The organism is Endozoicomonas sp. G2_2 (genome assembly GCF_017744135.1).
Classification (GTDB): Bacteria; Pseudomonadota; Gammaproteobacteria; order Nevskiales; family Salinisphaeraceae; genus Salinisphaera.
The window spans coordinates 54503-70219 of the sequence record NZ_JAGHQU010000002.1; the positions used below are offsets into that span (position 1 = coordinate 54503).

Below are 15717 nucleotides of genomic sequence, written 5' to 3' on the forward strand. Positions count from 1 at the left end.
CGGGCGCCCTAGGGCCTGCCAATATTTACGTGCATCGCCGCGTTGCTGTTCAAAATCGCGCCAAGCAAGGCGGGAGGAGCGAAGTTGGGTTTATACCCAATGAGCGACGACCAACGCCGCTTGGCGCGATTTTGAGCGCAACCCTTCGGGACGCATGCGATTTTCCTGCAATCCCGCGTTACGGCTCGCTAATGTAGCGCAGCTACACAGCGCTCGCCGCGCCTTGGCTTGCAACAAAATCGCATGTGGCGCGACGATTCAGGTAAGTATTGGCAGGCCCGAAATTCCGCTAAACGGGTCGAGGGACGGCAAGCCTGGTTCGCAACGCGATAGCGGGCTTTTTTGTGTCCGCGATCCAACGCCTGGAGATTTTTATGACCGACGATTTCGACGAAAGCTGGGGCACCGCCACGCGCGGCGTGCGCGCCGGCACCCATCGCACGCCCGAAGGCGAGCACAGCAGCGCGATCTACATGACCTCGAGCTTCGTGTTCGACTCCGCGGACGCGGCCGCCGCGCGCTTCGCGGGCGAAGAACCGGGCAATATCTATTCGCGCTTCACCAATCCCACGGTCGACGCCTTCAGCAAGCGGCTTGCCGCCATGGAGGGTGGCGAATGCTGTGTCGCGACCGCGTCGGGCATGTCGTCGATTCTGGCCACCTGTCTGGCTACACTGGAAGCGGGCGACCATATCGTGGCCGCGCATACGCTGTTCGGTTCCACCATCGGGCTGTTCAACAACTATCTGGGCAAGCTGGGCATCACCACGAGCTATGTCGCGCCCGATGATCTCGACGCCTGGAAGGCGGCCATCACGCCGGCCACGCGCATGCTGTTCGTGGAGACGCCGTCCAACCCGCTGACCGAAATCGTGGACATGGCAGCACTCGCCGAGCTCGCGAACGAAAACGATGCGCTGCTGGTGGTCGACAACTGTTTCTGTACGCCCGCGCTGCAGCGCCCGCTGGATTTCGGCGCGCATGTGGTCATCCATTCCGCGACCAAGTTTCTGGATGGGCAGGGCCGTGCGCTTGGCGGTGCGGTGATCGGCGATGCGGATACCGTCGGCGACAAGGTATTTCGTTTTCTGCGCACCTGCGGCCCGACCATGAGCCCGTTCAACGCCTGGGTGTTCTACAAGGCACTCGAGACGCTGGAAGTACGCATGCGCGCGCACTGCGAGGCCGCCCAGAAGGTTGCCGAATGGCTGGAACAACAGCCCGCGGTCGAGCATGTCTACTACCCCGGGCTGACGTCGCATCCGCAGCACGAACTGGCCGCCCGGCAGCAGCCGGCCGGTTTCGGCGGCATCCTGTCGCTACGCCTGGCCGGCGGGCGCGAGGCTGCGTTCAAGCTCATCAACGCCACGAACATGATCTCGATTACCGCCAATCTCGGTGATACGCGCACGACGATCGTGCACCCGGCGAGTACCACCCACGCACGCATTTCGGCAGATGAGCGCGCGCGGGCCGGCATTACCGACGGCGTGGTACGCATTTCGGTCGGGCTCGAGAACGTCGAGGACATCATCGCCGATCTCGAGCCGGGGCTGGCGTGAGCATGACGCCGGACGACGTTTTCGCCGCGCTGATGACGCGCGACCCGGCCGAGAAGTGCGCCGCAGCGAGAGCGCTGCACGCGGCCGACAGTGCACCGCTGGCGGAGGCGAGCGGCGAACCCGAAGACGTGGTCGTGCCCGGTCGCCCCGATGCGCCTGCACTCGTGCACCCGGCGAAGCTGTCGAAACGTGGGCTCGGCAAGCCGGAAGGGCGCGCAGCGCTCATTCATGCCATCGCGCATATCGAATTCAACGCCATCAATCTGGGCCTGGACGCGGCCTATCGTTTTCGCGACATGCCGGCGGATTTCTATGCCGACTGGCTGCGCGTGGCGGCCGACGAATCCCGACACTTCGAGCTGTTGAACAATCGCCTCGCCGACTACGGCTTCACCTACGGCGATTTCGATGCCCACAACGGCCTGTGGGAGATGGCGGTCAAGACTGCCCATGACGTGATGATTCGCATGGCGCTGGTGCCGCGCGTACTCGAAGCGCGCGGGCTGGACGTCACGCCCGGCATGATCGAGAAATTGCGTCAGGCGGGGGATGCCGAAACGGTGACGATCTTCGAGATCATCCTCGAAGAAGAGGTCCCGCATGTGGAGATCGGTACGCGCTGGTTTCGCTACTGCGCCGAGCCGCGCGGCCTCGATCCGGACACCACTTTTACCCAGCTGCTCGACGAGTACATGAACGGCGGCCCGCCGGGGCCGTACAACTTTCCCGCGCGCCGCGAGGCGAAGTTCTCGGAAGACGAACTCGACTGGCTGGCCACGCGCCACTCGAAGAGCGGCTGACGCGCGATCTCCCGTTCAGGCCGGAATCGGCGCCGCCAGCAACGAACGCCGTTCGATACCGTCGGCATCGACCGTGAGTATCTCGGCCTGATCCGGGCGCCAGTCCGCGAGGACGATGCGCTCGGCGGTTTCGCCCTGAACCTCCAGCGTATGCGTGGCCGGGCGGTGCGTATGACCGTGGATCAATCGACGCACGCCGTGGTGCGCCATGGCTTCGCGAACGGTTTGGGCGTTCACGTCCATGATATGCGCCGGTTTGATCGCCTTGCCCTCGGTACTGCGCCGGCGTGCGCGCCGCGCCAGGCGGCGTCGTAGCCAGAGCGGCAGCTTCATCATGCGCCCGCGCCAGCGCGGGTCGGTATAGCGGGCACGAAATTTCTGATGTGCCGTGTCGTCGGTACAGAACACGTCGCCGTGCGAGAGCAGGGTGGGCGTGCCGTGCAGATCGACGACCACCGGGTCGTCGAGAATCTGCATGTGGCTGGCCGCTACGAATGCCTCACCGACCGCGAAGTCGCGATTGCCGCGCATGAAATACAGCGGCACGCCACTGCGCGCGAGTGCGGCGAAACGCGCGATGACCGCGTCGTGGGTTTCGAGCGATCCATCGTCGCCAATCCACACGTCGAACAGATCGCCCAGCACATAGACGGCCTCGGCCGCACGGGCCGGGCCGTCCAGATAGGCGATCAGACGCGCGACATTCGGGTCATCGGCGCCGCGCAGATGCACATCGGCGAGCAGATGCGTCGCCATGAGCTGCGTTCCGCGGCTATTGGCCGCTGACCTCGGCCGATTCGATCACCACCTGCTCCTGCGGCGCATCCTGGCGGAAAGGCCCAGCGCGGCCGGTCTGCACGTCGGCGATCTGGTCGACCACGTCCATGCCGTCGGTCACCTTGCCGAACACCGCGTAACCGGCGTTGCCCCGGCTCGGGTTCAGCGGCGCGTTATCGGAGAGATTGACGAAGAACTGCGAGGTAGCTGAGTTCGGATCGCTCGTGCGCGCCATCGACAGCGTGCCGCGGTCGTTCTTCACGCCGTTGTCGGCTTCGTTGGTGATCGGGTCACGCGTCTTCTTCTGCTGGTAGCTCTCGTCGAAGCCACCGCCCTGGATCACGAAGCCGGGGATCACGCGGTGAAAGATGGTGCCGTCGTAGAAACCGTCCTGCACATATTGAAGAAAATTGGCGGCGGTTTTTGGCGCCTCGTCTTCGAAGACCTCGATCGTGATATCGCCGAGGTTCGTATGCATGACAACCATGGGGGCTTCCTTGCTGGCGTTGCCAGCGGCAAACGCGGTGGACGCGCAGAGCGCGAGAGTGAGACAAACGACAAGACGCAGAATACGCAGGGATTTCATCAGGCAACGGCCTCCAGGGGTTCGACACGGGCCAGGGCCGCGTCCAGTACATCCAGGCCGGCATCCGGCTTGTACGCCTGCTCGGAAAGCACGCGCCGCCAGGCGCGGCCGCCCGGCTGACCATGATACAGACCGAGCATGTGGCGGGTAACGTCCTTGAGTGCGCCGCCCGCGGCGAGGTGATCGGCGATGAAGCCGCGCATCGCGCCGACAATCTCGTGCCGCGTCGGTGCCGGGGCTTCGGCTGCGAAAAAGCGCCGATCCACCTCGGCCATCACGTACGGGTTCTTGTACGCCTCGCGGCCGATCATCACGCCATCGACGTGTTCGAGCTGCGCGGCTGTCGTATCGAGATCGACGATGCCGCCGTTGATGCTCATCGGCAGGGCGGGGAAATCGCGCTTGAGCGCATGCACGCGCGGATAGTCCAGCGGCGGGATCTCGCGATTCTCCTTCGGGCTCAGGCCGGACAGCCAGGCCTTGCGCGCATGCACGATCAGCTGGTCGGCGCCGGCGGTGTCCACGGCATGCGCAAAGGCATGCAGGAATTCATAGCTGTCCTGATGATCGATGCCGATTCGCGTTTTCACCGTCACCGGAATCGACACGCGCGCCTTCATCTCGGCTACGCAGTCTGCCACGCGCACCGGCTCGCCCATCAGGCAGGCGCCGAAGGTACCGTTCTGCACGCGGTCCGACGGGCAGCCGACGTTGATATTGACCTCGTCGTAACCGTATTCCTCGGCCATAACGGCACACTGCGCCATCGCCGCCGGATCGCTGCCGCCCAGCTGCAGCGCGATCGGATGCTCGTCGGCGTGATAGGCCAGAAGACGGGCCCTATCGCCATGAATCAGCGCGCCCGTGGTCACCATCTCGGTATACAACAGCGCATGGCGCGTGATCTGGCGCATGAAATAGCGCTGCTCGCGCGTGGTCCAGGCCATCATAGGGGCGACCGATATGCGCGAAGCGGTCAAGGCGCGTTTTTCGGCGTCACTTTTCATGCGCGGCATTATCGCAGACACGCCCGTCGGTTGGGACCATGGGCGCCACGCCCGATGTCGCAGTGCCGCAGACGCATCGGCACAATGGGGCAGACACGCGCTTTCGCTGCTTTAGAGGACCGCCATGTATTCCTTCGCCCGGGATGCGCTGTTCGCGCTCGAACCGGAAACCGCCCACGACGTGACGCTGCGCACGCTGGCGCGCACGGCGCCGTTGGCGCGGCGAATTTACGGGCGGCATGTGCCGCATGCGCCGGTCGACCTGATGGGTATGCAGCTGCCGAACCCGATCGGCCTCGCGGCGGGGCTGGACAAGGACGGCCGCTGTATAGACGGATTGGCCGCGCTGGGTTTCGGGTTCGTGGAGATCGGTACCGTTACCCCCGAGCCGCAAGCCGGTAACGCGCGGCCGCGCCTGTTTCGCCTGCCGCAACAGCGCGCGCTGCTCAACCGCATGGGATTCAACAACGACGGCGTCGAGGCGCTGGTCGCGCGGGTGAAAGCGAGCAGGCGAACGGGCGCGCTGGGCATCAATATCGGCAAGAACGCCGTCACGCTCGCAGACCGGGCCGTCGACGATTATCTGACCGCGTTGCGCGCGGTCTACGCGTTCGCGTCTTACGTCACCATCAACATCTCCTCGCCCAACACGCAGGGTCTGCGCGACATGCAGGGCGGTGACAGCCTCGACGCGCTGCTCGAACAGCTGCGAGCCGAGCGCGACCGGCTGGCCGACGCGCACGACCGGTATGTACCGCTGGCCGTGAAGATCGCGCCGGACCTGGATGGCGAGCAGCTGGACACCATCGCCGATCGGTTGCTGCATCACGGTATCGACGGGGTGATCGCGACGAACACGACGATCAGCCGAGAAGGCCTGGCGCCGCGCTGGTGGCAGGAGGCCGGGGGACTGAGCGGCGTGCCGGTGCGCGATGCGGCCACGCGGGTGATCGCCGCGCTGCATGCGCGTCTGGGCGATCGGATCCCCATCATCGGCGTCGGCGGCATCCAGAGCGCGCGGGACGCCACCGAGAAACTGGAAGCCGGCGCCACCGCGCTACAGATCTACACCGGCCTGATCTACAAGGGCCCGGCGCTGGTACGCGAATGCGCCGAAGCGGCGGCGCTGGTGCGTGCCGGCCAGCGTGCGAATGCGCTCAAGGACCTGGTCGGGCGCGATCGAGCGCGCGCTTCAACTGACGGTTGAACAACGCACCGATGAGGTCGATGGAATCGGCCAGGCGATGGCCGTCGTCGAGAACATGCAGGGCGGCCCGGCGTTCGCGGGCAAACCGCAGGCTCGAATCCAGCGGCACGATATCGTCGCCCCAGCCGTGCACGACCATGCTGTCGGCCGGGCAGCCCTCGGGTTCGCCCGGATACCCGTCGAGATAGAGCGCCGGCGCGAGCAGCAGCAGGGCGTCGGGCTTGAGTGCGCTACAGGCCATGGCCGATACATAGCCGCCCATGCTGGAGCCCACCAGTACCAATGGCGCGCCCACGGGCGCATGCGCGGTCAGACGATCGACACGAGCGGTCGGATCCATGAGATCGCTGTAGTTGAGGCTTTCGACAGCGAAGCCGAGCGACTCGGCCACACCCGCGAGATGCTGGATCTTGCTGCCCCAGGGGCCGCTTTCCTTGCCGTGGGCGAAGACAACGCGGGGTTCGGACATGGGGCGAGGCCTCGAATGGACGATGATCGAAAAGCCGGCGTACTATGCCATGACGCACGGTCTGATCGTGCGCTGGACGTTATTCTTCGCGGGGATCTGCTCTGAAATTCCTGGCTTTTCTGAACTGGGTCGCACTCGGCGTCGGTGCGCTCATGACGCTGCTCTATGCCGTTGTGTGCCTGATGATGCTGCCGTATCCCCAGCTGGTCTCCGATGCCGGCGGCGGGTTCGATCACGTCGTTCGTATCACGATCGTCATGACCTCGTTCACGGCCGTGGCGGGTCTGGCCACATGGCTGTTGCAGAAACGCCATCGCGCGCTGTGGCTTGGCCAGGCGGCCCTGGTGGTGGCTTTGGCGGGTGTGGTCGTGTTCGCCGTCACCCAGCGCTAGTGCACCGCTTGCGTTGCCAGCGGACGACTGGGCGCCCGTGAGCGAGACGATGCGCGTACAGCCACGCTGGTCGCTCGACGCGCTCGCGCCGCTCGCGACCGGTCTGCTGTGGTTGCTGACGGGTTTTTCCGAGGGCGCACTGCTATCGATCGTGGCCTGCGTGATCGGTGTGCCGCTGCTGGCCACGGCCACCGCGTTGCTGCTTTGGCCGGGCGATCGCCAAATCACCCATTATCTGGCCCTGATCGCGCTGCCAAGCCCCGTGGTCGCGCTGCTGGTGGCGCCGTGGTTCGGGTTTGCGAGTCTGGCGCTCGTCGCCGGCGGACTGTTGTCTTTTCTCGTGGCGGGTCGCGTGGCGACGCGCCAGATGGTTCTGCCCGAGGGGGTGCCGCCCGCGCCGTTGTCCTTCGGTGTGTGTCGCAAGGTGGCGACCGACGAGGCGTTGCTCGGCTTCTTTGTCAGCTTCGCGCATATCCCGCGCGATCGCGCCGTCGCACGGGACGTCACGGATCTGCGCGCGCTGCGCGCCTATGCCGATGAAAACGACTGGGCCGCGGCGCCCGAGGCGTTGCACCGAACGCCGGTCGCCCCGGTCGATTTCAGGCTTGCGCCGAAAAAGTCGCAGGGCTGTCGTTTCGAATGGCTGCGCTTCGACAGCGGCTTCGAGCCGGCGCCGGACCTGCCGGGCGTCGCGCGCTGGCAGGCGCACGGCTCGAATCGCCGCATGGCGGCCCGGATATTTCGGCATCCGGGCGGGCCGCGACCGTGGCTGATCTGTATTCACGGTTATCGCATGGGCCTGGACGGGCTCGATCTGTCGCTGTTTCGCGCCAACCGCATGCACCACACGCTGGGCCTTAACGTCGCCATGCCCATTCTGCCGCTGCACGGCGCACGCAGCATCGCGCGCATCACCGGCGGACATTTCCTGGACGGCCCGCTCGCCGACCTCGTCCATGCGCAGGCGCAGGGACTGTGGGATCTGCGTCGGCTCAAGGCCTGGATCGCGGCGCAACAGCCCGGCATGCCGATCGGTGCGCTCGGCTATAGCCTGGGCGGCTACCATGCCGCGCTGCTCGCGGCCTTCGAGGCGGACCTGGCCTGCGTGATCGCCGGTATTCCGTTGACCGATATTCCGGCCGCGCTATGGCGACACATGCCCGGGCTGCATCTGCGCTACATGGAAGCCCAGGGTATCTCGCAGGCCGAGCTCGGCGCGCTCATGGCCCCGGTTTCGCCACTGCATCTGGCCCCCGTGGTGCCGCACGAGCGGCGCTATATCTTTGCTGCCACCGCCGACCAGCTCGTGGACCCGGCACAGCCGTATCGCCTGTGGGAACACTGGGGACGGCCGGCAATGCACTGGTATCACGGTTCGCATCTGTCGGTGCGGCGCGAAACCGACCTGCTGCCGTTCGTGGAAAACGCGCTGCGGCGCCACGGGCTGCTTGGCAATCGCGATGCCGGCTGAGGCGACGCTGAATGTTGCCCGGTTGTGACGCGGGCGCTCGCGCGCGAGAATGCCGCGCACTGCTTGATTTGTCGGTCATTGAAGGGGAATACAGGTGAACAACGTCGTCATATCGGCCTCCGGGCTCTATACACCGCCGGAATCGGTTTCCAACGAGGAGCTGGTCACCGCCTTCAACGCCTATGTCGAGAACTTCAATCGCGACAATGCGGATGCGATCGAGGCCGGCGAGCTCGAGGCGCTGACGCCGTCGAACGCCGACTTCATCTACAAGGCCTCGGGCATCAAGAGCCGCTACGTGGTCGAAAAGAGCGGCATTCTCGACCCCGAGGTCATGCACCCGTGGATTCGCACCCGCGGCAACGACGAACCATCGCTGCAGTGCGAGATGGCGATCGCCGCGATCGAACCCTGCCTGGAACGCGCCGGCAAGCGCCCTGAGGATATCGATGCGGTGATCGTGGCCTGCTCGAACCTGCCGCGCCCGTATCCGGCGCTGGCGGTCGAGGTGCAGAAGTATCTCGGCGCCGGGCGTTTCGGTTTCGATATCAACGTCGCCTGTGCCTCGGCGGCCTTCGGCATTCAGACCGCGGCCGACATGATCAAATCCGGCAGCGCGCGTACGGTGCTCATGGTCAACCCGGAGATCTGCTCGGCGCATCTGAACTTTCGCGATCGTGACAGCCATTTCATCTTCGGCGACGTCTGCACCGCGGCGCTCATCGAACACGCCGACGATGTCGCCGAGGGGCAGGGCTTCGACGTGCTCGGCACCAAGCTCAAGACCGAGTTCTCCAACAACATCCGCAACAACTTCGGTTTCCTCAATCGCGCCGAGCAGGACGAGCGTACCGACGCCGACAAGCTGTTCGTGCAGAACGGGCGTCGCGTGTTCAAGGATGTCGCGCCGATGGTCGCGGAGATGATCGTCGAGCATGCCAACGAGCTCGACCTCAGCGCCGCGGATATCAAGCGGCTCTGGCTGCACCAGGCCAACATCAACATGAACACGCTCATCAGCAAGCGCGTGCTGGGCCGTGACGCCGAAGCCGAGGAAATGCCCTCCGTACTGGCCGAGTACGGCAATACCAGTTCCGCCTCGCCGGTGATCGTGTTCCACAAGTTCTCGGACGACATGGCCGCCGGCGACGTCGGCGTGCTCTGTGGGTTCGGGGCCGGCTATTCGGCCGGCAGTGTCGTGACCCGCAAGCGCTAGTCACGGCAGCAATATTTTTCGTTCTTCCGAGGCAGTGATCCCATGAGCGGCAACCCGCAGCGCAAGTACCGCGCCGACTACGCCGTCCCGGCCTATCTCATCGATACGGCCGATCTGGATTTCGATATCCGCGATGATCACACCGCGGTGCGTGCGGTCTACGGCGTGCGACGTAACCCCGAATCAGCGGACACGCAGCAATGGCGTCTCGACGGGCGCGACATGCGGTTCGTTTCCGTAGCCATCGACGATCGCGAGCTGTCCGAGAACGAATACCGGCTGACCGACGACGCGCTCGTCGTCGACAATCCGCCCGAGCGTTTCACGCTCACGGTCGAGAACGTCATCGACCCCGAGCACAATCTGTCGCTGGAAGGCTTCTATCGCTCCGGCGATATCCTGTGCAGCCAGTGCGAGGCGAACGGTTTCTCGCGTATCACCTATTTCCCGGATCGCCCCGACGTGATGGCGCGCTACACCACGCGTATCAGCGCCGACGCGAAAACCTTTCCGGTGCTGCTGGCTAACGGCAACTGCGTGGACTCGGGCGAACTCGACGGTGGGCGCCACTACGCCGTCTTCGAGGATCCCTTTGCCAAGCCCTGTTATCTGTTCGCGATCGTCGCCGGCGATCTGGGCGTGATACAAGACAGCTATACGACCACCTCCGGCCGCGAAGTCGATCTGCGCCTGTACACCGAGCACGGCAACGAGGATCAGTGCCACCACGCCATGGCGTCGCTCAAGCAGGCGATGGCCTGGGACGAGGACACCTACGGGCTGGAATACGATCTCGACAGTTATGTGACCGTCGCGGTCGGCAGCTTCAACATGGGCGCGATGGAGAACAAGGGCCTGAACGTGTTCAACACGGCCTGCATCTTCGCCCGTGCTGATACCGCCACCGATAGCGATTTTGCGCTCGTGCGCGACGTCGTCGCCCACGAATACTTCCACAACTACACCGGCAACCGCGTGACCTGTCGCGACTGGTTCCAGCTGTCGTTGAAGGAAGGGCTGACGGTCTATCGCGAGCACCAGTTCGCTATCGACCAGGGTTCGCCGGGCGTCACCCGCATCCGCCAGGTGCGCACCATGCGCGAGATCCAGTTCCCCGAGGACGGTGGCCCGCGCGCGCATCCGGTACGCCCGGAGTCCTACGTGGAGATGAACAACTTCTACACCATCACGGTGTACGAAAAAGGCGCCGAGGTGATCCGCATGATCGCCCAGATGGCCGGCCGCGAGGCTTTCCTTGCCGCGGTACGCCATTATCTGGACAAGCACGACGGCCAGGCCGTGACTATCGAGGATTTTGTGGTCGCGATGGAGGAATCCACCGGTCTCGATCTCGAACAGTTCCGGCGCTGGTATGCCCAGGCGGGCACGCCGCGCGTGCGGGTCGAAACCGCCTTCGACAACGGCGAACTCGCGCTCACGCTCTCCCAGCACACGCCGGCCACGCCGGGCCAGAACGAGAAGGCGGAGTTCGATATCCCGGTCGAGATCGCCCTGTTCGATGCCAACGGTGCGCCGGTGCGCGAACCCGAAGTGCTGCGTCTGAACACGGCAGAAAAGACCTGGACGTTCGACGGTTTCGACGCCGAGCCCACCGTATCCGCGCTGCGAGGGTTCACCGCACCCGTACGCCTGGAATACGACCAGAGCGACGCCGCGCTGGCGCGGCTGATGGCCCACGACAGCGATCCGGTCTGTCGCTGGGACGCAGCCCAGGCGCTGTATCTGAAAACGCTGGTGGCGGACGTGGGCGCACGCTGCGATGGCCAGGCGCCGGTCAAAGCGCCCGATCTGTTGTTCGATGCCATCGAAACGCTGCTCGACAACCCGCCGGCCGACCGGGAACTGCTCGCCGAGATGCTCACCCTGCCCAGCGAAGCCATGATCGGCGAACAGTTCGAGGCGATCGATGTGTTCGCGATCGATGCCGCGCGTAGCGCCCTCAAGCAGGCGATCGCCACGCGTTTTGCCGTACGTTTCGAAGCGCTCGCCGGCGAGCACGCCGCGCAGGGCGCTTATGTGTTCAATGTGGCGGAAGCGGGACGGCGACGCGTGCTCGCGTTGGCACTGGACTATCTCGCCGCGATCGATGCGCCCGGCATCGTCGAGCGTGCGGCCGCGCTTTATGACGCGGCCGACAACATGACCGACCGCATGGCCGCTCTCGAGGCGCTGCGGGACAGGAGCGATCCGGCGCGGGATCGCGTGCTGGATGATTTCGCCGCCACCTGGGCGGACTATCCGCTGGTCATGGACAAATGGCTGCGTCTACAGGCCATGACCCGGCGCGACGACAGCATCGAGCGGGTGCGCGAACTCCTCGCCGATTCCCGCTTTGATTTCACCAACCCCAACCGCATCCGCGCGCTGCTTGGCGGGTTCGCCCGGGGCAACCGGCCGGGCTTTCATCGCACCGACGGCGCGGGCTATGCATTGATCGCGGATGAGATTCTGCGGTTGGACGCGCTCAACCCGCAGCTCGCGGCCGCGCTTGCCGGCATTCTCGCGCCTTGGCGGCGGCATGTGGCGGCCCAGGCGAACGGCATGTACGCCGCGCTGGAACGTCTGGGCGCGGCCGAGCTGTCGGACAACACGCGCGAGATCGTGGATGCCGGGCTCGAGCGCAGCGGGGAAGCGGCTTAAAGCGCTGCCACGGGGCAGTCTTCGCACTGTCATATTGTTGTAATATCGAGTGCCTAGCGTTACGGCGTCATAGTCCCCATGAGACCCAACGTAATGCAGCACAAGCACGTTCTGATCGTCGAGGATGAAGCGCCGATTCGCGACATGATTCGGTTCGCGCTCGAGCGCTCGGATTTCACCGTGAGCGAGGCCGAGGATGCCCAGGAGGCACGGCTCGCGATCGCGGAGCGCCGGCCCGATCTGGTGCTGCTGGACTGGATGCTGCCGGGGGTTTCGGGCGCCGAGTTCGCGCGCGAACTGCGGCGTGACGAGCTCACCGCGGACCTGGCCATCATCATGGTCACGGCACGCGTGGATGCGGACGACCGCGTGCGCGGACTCAACCTCGGCGCGGATGATTACGTCACCAAGCCGTTTTCCTCCTCCGAGCTGGTCGCGCGCGTACGCGCGGTGCTGCGCCGCAGCCTGCCGGGCGGCGAGGACGAGACGCTGGAGCTCGACGGACTCACCCTGGACGCCGCCAGCCAGCGCGTGGCGGCGGGCGATTCGCCGGTCAAGCTCGGGCCGACCGAATATCGTCTGCTGCGTTTTTTCATGAGCAACCCGGAGCGCGTCTATTCGCGCGAGCAGATGCTCGACCGGGTCTGGGGGCAGAACGTGTTCGTCGAGGAACGTACGGTCGACGTGCATATACGCCGACTGCGCAAGGCGCTGGCGCCGTTCGGTTTCGACCATTTCATCCAGACGGTACGGGGCAGCGGCTATCGATTCTCCAGCAAGGCGGTCTAGCCGGCGCGCAAGCGCCGGGGTGCGCCGATGAGCAGTATGCCGTCGATCGGGGCGGCTCGGGTCTGGCGACGCGAGTGCCTGATCATCCTGCTATGGCTGGCGTTGTGCGCGGTGCTGGGCCTGATGGTGGGCCACGTGCTGGTGGCCGTGCTGCTGGGCGTCTGCGCCTATCTGGGCATGCAGCTGGTTTATGCCTACCAGCTGCATCGCTGGCTGCTTTCGGATCGCATCGAGCCCTCGGACGGCTTCGGTGTATGGCAGGAAATCTATACCGAGCTCTATCGGCTCAAGCAGCGCAATCGCAAGCGCAAGAAGCGACTCAAAAGCATCGTTCACGAGTTTCAGGCGTCGACCGCCGCACTGCCTGACGGCGCGGTCGTTCTGGATTCGCAGGGGCGCATTGTCTGGTTCAACGATGCGGCCGGCGCGCTGATGGCGCTGCGCAGCCCGCAGGATCTCGGCCAGCGGCTGGCCAACCTGCTGCGTCATCCCAAGGTTTCCGGTTATCTGGCCAGCGCCACCGAGATCGGCGAGCTGGAAATTCCGTCCCCGGTCAACGAGGACGATACCGTTCTCATGCGGCTGATTCCCTATGGCAACAATCAGCGCCTGTTGATCGCACGCGACATCAGCGAACAGAAGCGCCTCGAACACACGCGGCGTGACTTCGTCGCCAACGCCTCGCACGAATTGCGTACGCCGCTCACGGTGTTGCGCGGTTATCTGGAGATGATGGAAGAAGAGGCCGGCGATCAGGGCGCATTGGCGGGCTGGCAGGCCCCCATCCGCGAGATGGGCGAACAGTCGCGGCGCATGAACCGCATCATCGAGAGCCTGCTCAAGCTCGCCCGGCTTGAAGGCGAGGGTCTGCAGCAGCGCCAGGAACATGTCGACGTGCCGACGATGATCAATGCACTCGTCGACGACATGCGCCGCACCCCCGCCGGCGCCACACACGAGATCACCCTCGAGGCGGAAGCCGAACTCGGCCTCTACGGCCGTCCGGGCGAACTGGAGAGCGTGTTCTCCAATCTGTTGTCCAATGCCGTGCGCTATACGCCCGAAGCGGGCGCCATCCGCGTTCGCTGGTGGCGCGACGACGAGGCCGCCTGTTTTTCCGTGACCGATACTGGGCCGGGTATCGAGGCCGGGCACATACCGCGCCTGACCGAGCGTTTCTACCGGGTGGATCCGGGACGCAAGGCCAGCAGCGGCGGCACCGGCCTGGGACTGGCCATCGTCAAGCATTGTCTCGAGCATCACGAGGGCGAGCTGGATATCACCAGCACGCCCGGTGAAGGGTCGACGTTCACGTGTCGGTTCCCGGCGCAGCGGGCACTCGATCGACGGGCGGCCTGACCGGTCGGCCAGGGCCTTTCATGACGGCGATTACGCTGTCACGCAACCGTCATATAGCAGTTACATAGCTGTCATATCGCTCCGGTAGTTTCTTCCGCGGCTGACCAAGCCGAGACATTTACAGGGAGACACTACTGATGAACCGTTTTCAATTGCGCGCCGGGGGCGTGCTCGCAGGCGTGGCGATGACGGCGATGCCGATGATCGCATCCGCCGGCATCACGCTGTACGAGGAAGGGGAGAAGTCCCTCGAGATCGGTGGTCGTCTGCAGCCGCAGTATCGGCTTGTCGACGGCGACAACGAAGGCGCCGAGGGCAGCGATTCGGGCGACGACTTTTTCCTGCGTCGCATGCGCTTCTATATCGAAGGCACCGTCACCGAAAACATCTATGGCATCTGGCAGGTGGACTTCGGCGACACCTCCGACGATCCGGAAGTCAAGGACGCCTTCATCAACTATTCCGGCCTGCCGATGGGCAACATCACCGTCGGTAACGCCAACGTGCCGTTCTCGCGGGAACTGCTGACGTCCTCCAAGCGCCAGCAGTTCGTCGAGCGCACCGTGGTGGGTGACCACAACTTCGGTGTGCCGGACCGCCAGATGGGCGTGACCTACAACCTCGACGACAACGACATGGTGCAGGGCTCCATCGGTGTTTACCAGGCCGGTATCGACCCGAGCTTTTCGAAGATCGACTTCGAATCGCGCGTGAGCTCCGACGCCGAGTACTTCGGCAACATGGTCGCCGGTCGTGTCGATATCACCCCACTGGGCGCGTTCAAGATGGCCCAGGGTGCGTTCGGTGAAGACACCCGTTTCGGCATCGGCCTGAACGCCTTCACCTGGAACAACGACGACGATATCAGCGAAGGCGATATCCAGAACCAGTTCGACACCGTCAACGGCTACGGCGTGGACGCTGCCTTCCGTGCCGGCTATTTCTCGATGGACGCAGGCGTGCAGTACTTCGACGCCGACACGATCGACGGTGCCGACACCGCGACCGGGCTGGTCAACGAAGACGGCGACGCCCAGTTCACGACCTATCTCGTCAAGGCCGGCTACATGGTCGTACCGAGCAAGCTCGAGTTCGTGGCCGGTTTCTCTGCGCTGGACCCGGACGACGGTTTCTATGCCGGGGGCGAGAACTATGACGACACGGACAAGCGTTACTCGGCGGGTCTGAACTACTTCTTCAACAAGCACAACGCCAAGATCCAGCTCACCTACGAAATGGGTCGCGACGTGCTGTACACGAACGACGCCAACGGCCAGGTCGAAACGCCGTCCAACATCGGCAGCGACCAGAACACGCTGTTCCTGCAGTTCCAACAGGTGCTTTAACGCCTTCCCTGAAAAGAAGAAGACGGATTGCTCCCCCATCGTGACCCCGGCTTTGCCGGGGTCTTTTTTTGCACG

14 protein-coding genes are annotated in these 15717 nt (G+C 64.7%); 10 read left to right on the top strand and 4 right to left on the bottom strand.

Annotated elements, in window-relative coordinates:
• Nucleotides 1–374: 374 nt before the first annotated feature.
• Both J7355_RS02460 and J7355_RS02465 read left to right on the top strand, forming a co-directional pair.
• Nucleotides 375–1562: an O-succinylhomoserine sulfhydrylase gene (locus J7355_RS02460; RefSeq protein WP_209059623.1), complete on the top strand. Its 1188-nt coding sequence runs from the start codon at nt 375–377 to the stop codon at nt 1560–1562.
• Nucleotides 1563–1564: 2 nt separating this feature from the next.
• The gene (locus J7355_RS02465) at nt 1565–2362 is read left to right on the top strand and encodes a ferritin-like domain-containing protein (protein WP_247739748.1); all 798 of its coding nucleotides are present in this window, start codon (nt 1565–1567) and stop codon (nt 2360–2362) included.
• 15 nt (nt 2363–2377) lie between these two features.
• Here J7355_RS02465 and J7355_RS02470 read toward each other — a convergent pair whose 3' ends face one another.
• The 3 genes from J7355_RS02470 to dusA form a co-directional block, all read right to left on the bottom strand.
• Nucleotides 2378–3118 carry a UDP-2,3-diacylglucosamine diphosphatase gene (locus tag J7355_RS02470; protein WP_209059629.1) on the bottom strand — a complete coding sequence of 247 codons (741 nt, stop codon included), beginning with the start codon at nt 3116–3118 and terminating at the stop codon, nt 2378–2380.
• A 16-nt stretch (nt 3119–3134) separates the two neighbouring features.
• On the bottom strand, nt 3135–3626 hold the full coding sequence (locus J7355_RS02475; RefSeq protein ID WP_209060138.1) for a peptidylprolyl isomerase: 492 nt from the start codon (nt 3624–3626) through the stop codon (nt 3135–3137).
• 98 nt (nt 3627–3724) lie between these two features.
• On the bottom strand, nt 3725–4732 hold the full coding sequence (gene dusA, locus J7355_RS02480) for a tRNA dihydrouridine(20/20a) synthase DusA (RefSeq protein WP_209059632.1): 1008 nt from the start codon (nt 4730–4732) through the stop codon (nt 3725–3727).
• A 124-nt stretch (nt 4733–4856) separates the two neighbouring features.
• Between dusA and J7355_RS02485 the strand changes: the two genes are divergently transcribed.
• Nucleotides 4857–5939 (top strand): quinone-dependent dihydroorotate dehydrogenase, encoded by a 1083-nt coding sequence (locus tag J7355_RS02485; protein ID WP_209059634.1) that lies wholly within the window; start codon nt 4857–4859, stop codon nt 5937–5939.
• Here J7355_RS02485 and J7355_RS02490 read toward each other — a convergent pair.
• On the bottom strand, nt 5890–6408 hold the full coding sequence (locus J7355_RS02490) for an alpha/beta fold hydrolase (RefSeq protein ID WP_209059635.1): 519 nt from the start codon (nt 6406–6408) through the stop codon (nt 5890–5892). The genes J7355_RS02485 and J7355_RS02490 overlap by 50 nt on opposite strands.
• 152 nt (nt 6409–6560) lie before the next feature.
• Between J7355_RS02490 and J7355_RS02495 the strand changes: the two genes are divergently transcribed.
• The 7 genes from J7355_RS02495 to J7355_RS02525 all read left to right on the top strand — a co-directional run bounded on the left by J7355_RS02495 (nt 6561) and on the right by J7355_RS02525 (nt 15642).
• Nucleotides 6561–6800 carry a hypothetical protein gene (locus J7355_RS02495; RefSeq protein WP_209059637.1) on the top strand — a complete coding sequence of 80 codons (240 nt, stop codon included), beginning with the start codon at nt 6561–6563 and terminating at the stop codon, nt 6798–6800.
• A gap of 37 nt (nt 6801–6837) precedes the next feature.
• Nucleotides 6838–8271, top strand: coding sequence for a hypothetical protein (locus tag J7355_RS02500; RefSeq protein ID WP_209059640.1), 1434 nt, complete (start codon nt 6838–6840; stop codon nt 8269–8271).
• A gap of 94 nt (nt 8272–8365) precedes the next feature.
• Complete coding sequence (locus tag J7355_RS02505; protein WP_209059643.1) at nt 8366–9487, top strand: beta-ketoacyl-ACP synthase III; 1122 nt, start codon at nt 8366–8368, stop codon at nt 9485–9487.
• A gap of 42 nt (nt 9488–9529) precedes the next feature.
• A complete protein-coding gene (gene pepN / locus J7355_RS02510) occupies nt 9530–12148 on the top strand; it encodes an aminopeptidase N (protein WP_209059645.1) in 2619 nt (872 codons plus the stop codon).
• 93 nt (nt 12149–12241) lie between these two features.
• The gene (gene phoB, locus J7355_RS02515; protein ID WP_209060140.1) at nt 12242–12937 is read left to right on the top strand and encodes a phosphate regulon transcriptional regulator PhoB; all 696 of its coding nucleotides are present in this window, start codon (nt 12242–12244) and stop codon (nt 12935–12937) included.
• Between the two features lie 27 nt (nt 12938–12964).
• Nucleotides 12965–14296: a phosphate regulon sensor histidine kinase PhoR gene (phoR, locus tag J7355_RS02520; protein ID WP_209059647.1), complete on the top strand. Its 1332-nt coding sequence runs from the start codon at nt 12965–12967 to the stop codon at nt 14294–14296.
• Nucleotides 14297–14433: 137 nt separating this feature from the next.
• Entirely contained in the window at nt 14434–15642 is a 1209-nt protein-coding gene (locus J7355_RS02525) for a porin (RefSeq protein ID WP_209059649.1), read from the top strand.
• Nucleotides 15643–15717: the final 75 nt, after the last annotated feature.

What these genes read in the sequence shown, in the direction of transcription:
- J7355_RS02460 (WP_209059623.1), top strand. Translation starts at nt 375, where the DNA reads ATGACCGACGATTTCGACGAAAGCTGGGGCACCGCCACGCGCGGCGTG.
- J7355_RS02465 (WP_247739748.1), top strand. Translation starts at nt 1,565, where the DNA reads ATGACGCCGGACGACGTTTTCGCCGCGCTGATGACGCGCGACCCGGCC.
- J7355_RS02470 (WP_209059629.1), bottom strand. Translation starts at nt 3,118, where the DNA reads ATGGCGACGCATCTGCTCGCCGATGTGCATCTGCGCGGCGCCGATGAC.
- J7355_RS02475 (WP_209060138.1), bottom strand. Translation starts at nt 3,626, where the DNA reads ATGGTTGTCATGCATACGAACCTCGGCGATATCACGATCGAGGTCTTC.
- dusA (WP_209059632.1), bottom strand. Translation starts at nt 4,732, where the DNA reads ATGAAAAGTGACGCCGAAAAACGCGCCTTGACCGCTTCGCGCATATCG.
- J7355_RS02485 (WP_209059634.1), top strand. Translation starts at nt 4,857, where the DNA reads ATGTATTCCTTCGCCCGGGATGCGCTGTTCGCGCTCGAACCGGAAACC.
- J7355_RS02490 (WP_209059635.1), bottom strand. Translation starts at nt 6,408, where the DNA reads ATGTCCGAACCCCGCGTTGTCTTCGCCCACGGCAAGGAAAGCGGCCCC.
- J7355_RS02495 (WP_209059637.1), top strand. Translation starts at nt 6,561, where the DNA reads ATGACGCTGCTCTATGCCGTTGTGTGCCTGATGATGCTGCCGTATCCC.
- pepN (WP_209059645.1), top strand. Translation starts at nt 9,530, where the DNA reads ATGAGCGGCAACCCGCAGCGCAAGTACCGCGCCGACTACGCCGTCCCG.
- phoB (WP_209060140.1), top strand. Translation starts at nt 12,242, where the DNA reads ATGCAGCACAAGCACGTTCTGATCGTCGAGGATGAAGCGCCGATTCGC.
- phoR (WP_209059647.1), top strand. Translation starts at nt 12,965, where the DNA reads ATGAGCAGTATGCCGTCGATCGGGGCGGCTCGGGTCTGGCGACGCGAG.
- J7355_RS02525 (WP_209059649.1), top strand. Translation starts at nt 14,434, where the DNA reads ATGAACCGTTTTCAATTGCGCGCCGGGGGCGTGCTCGCAGGCGTGGCG.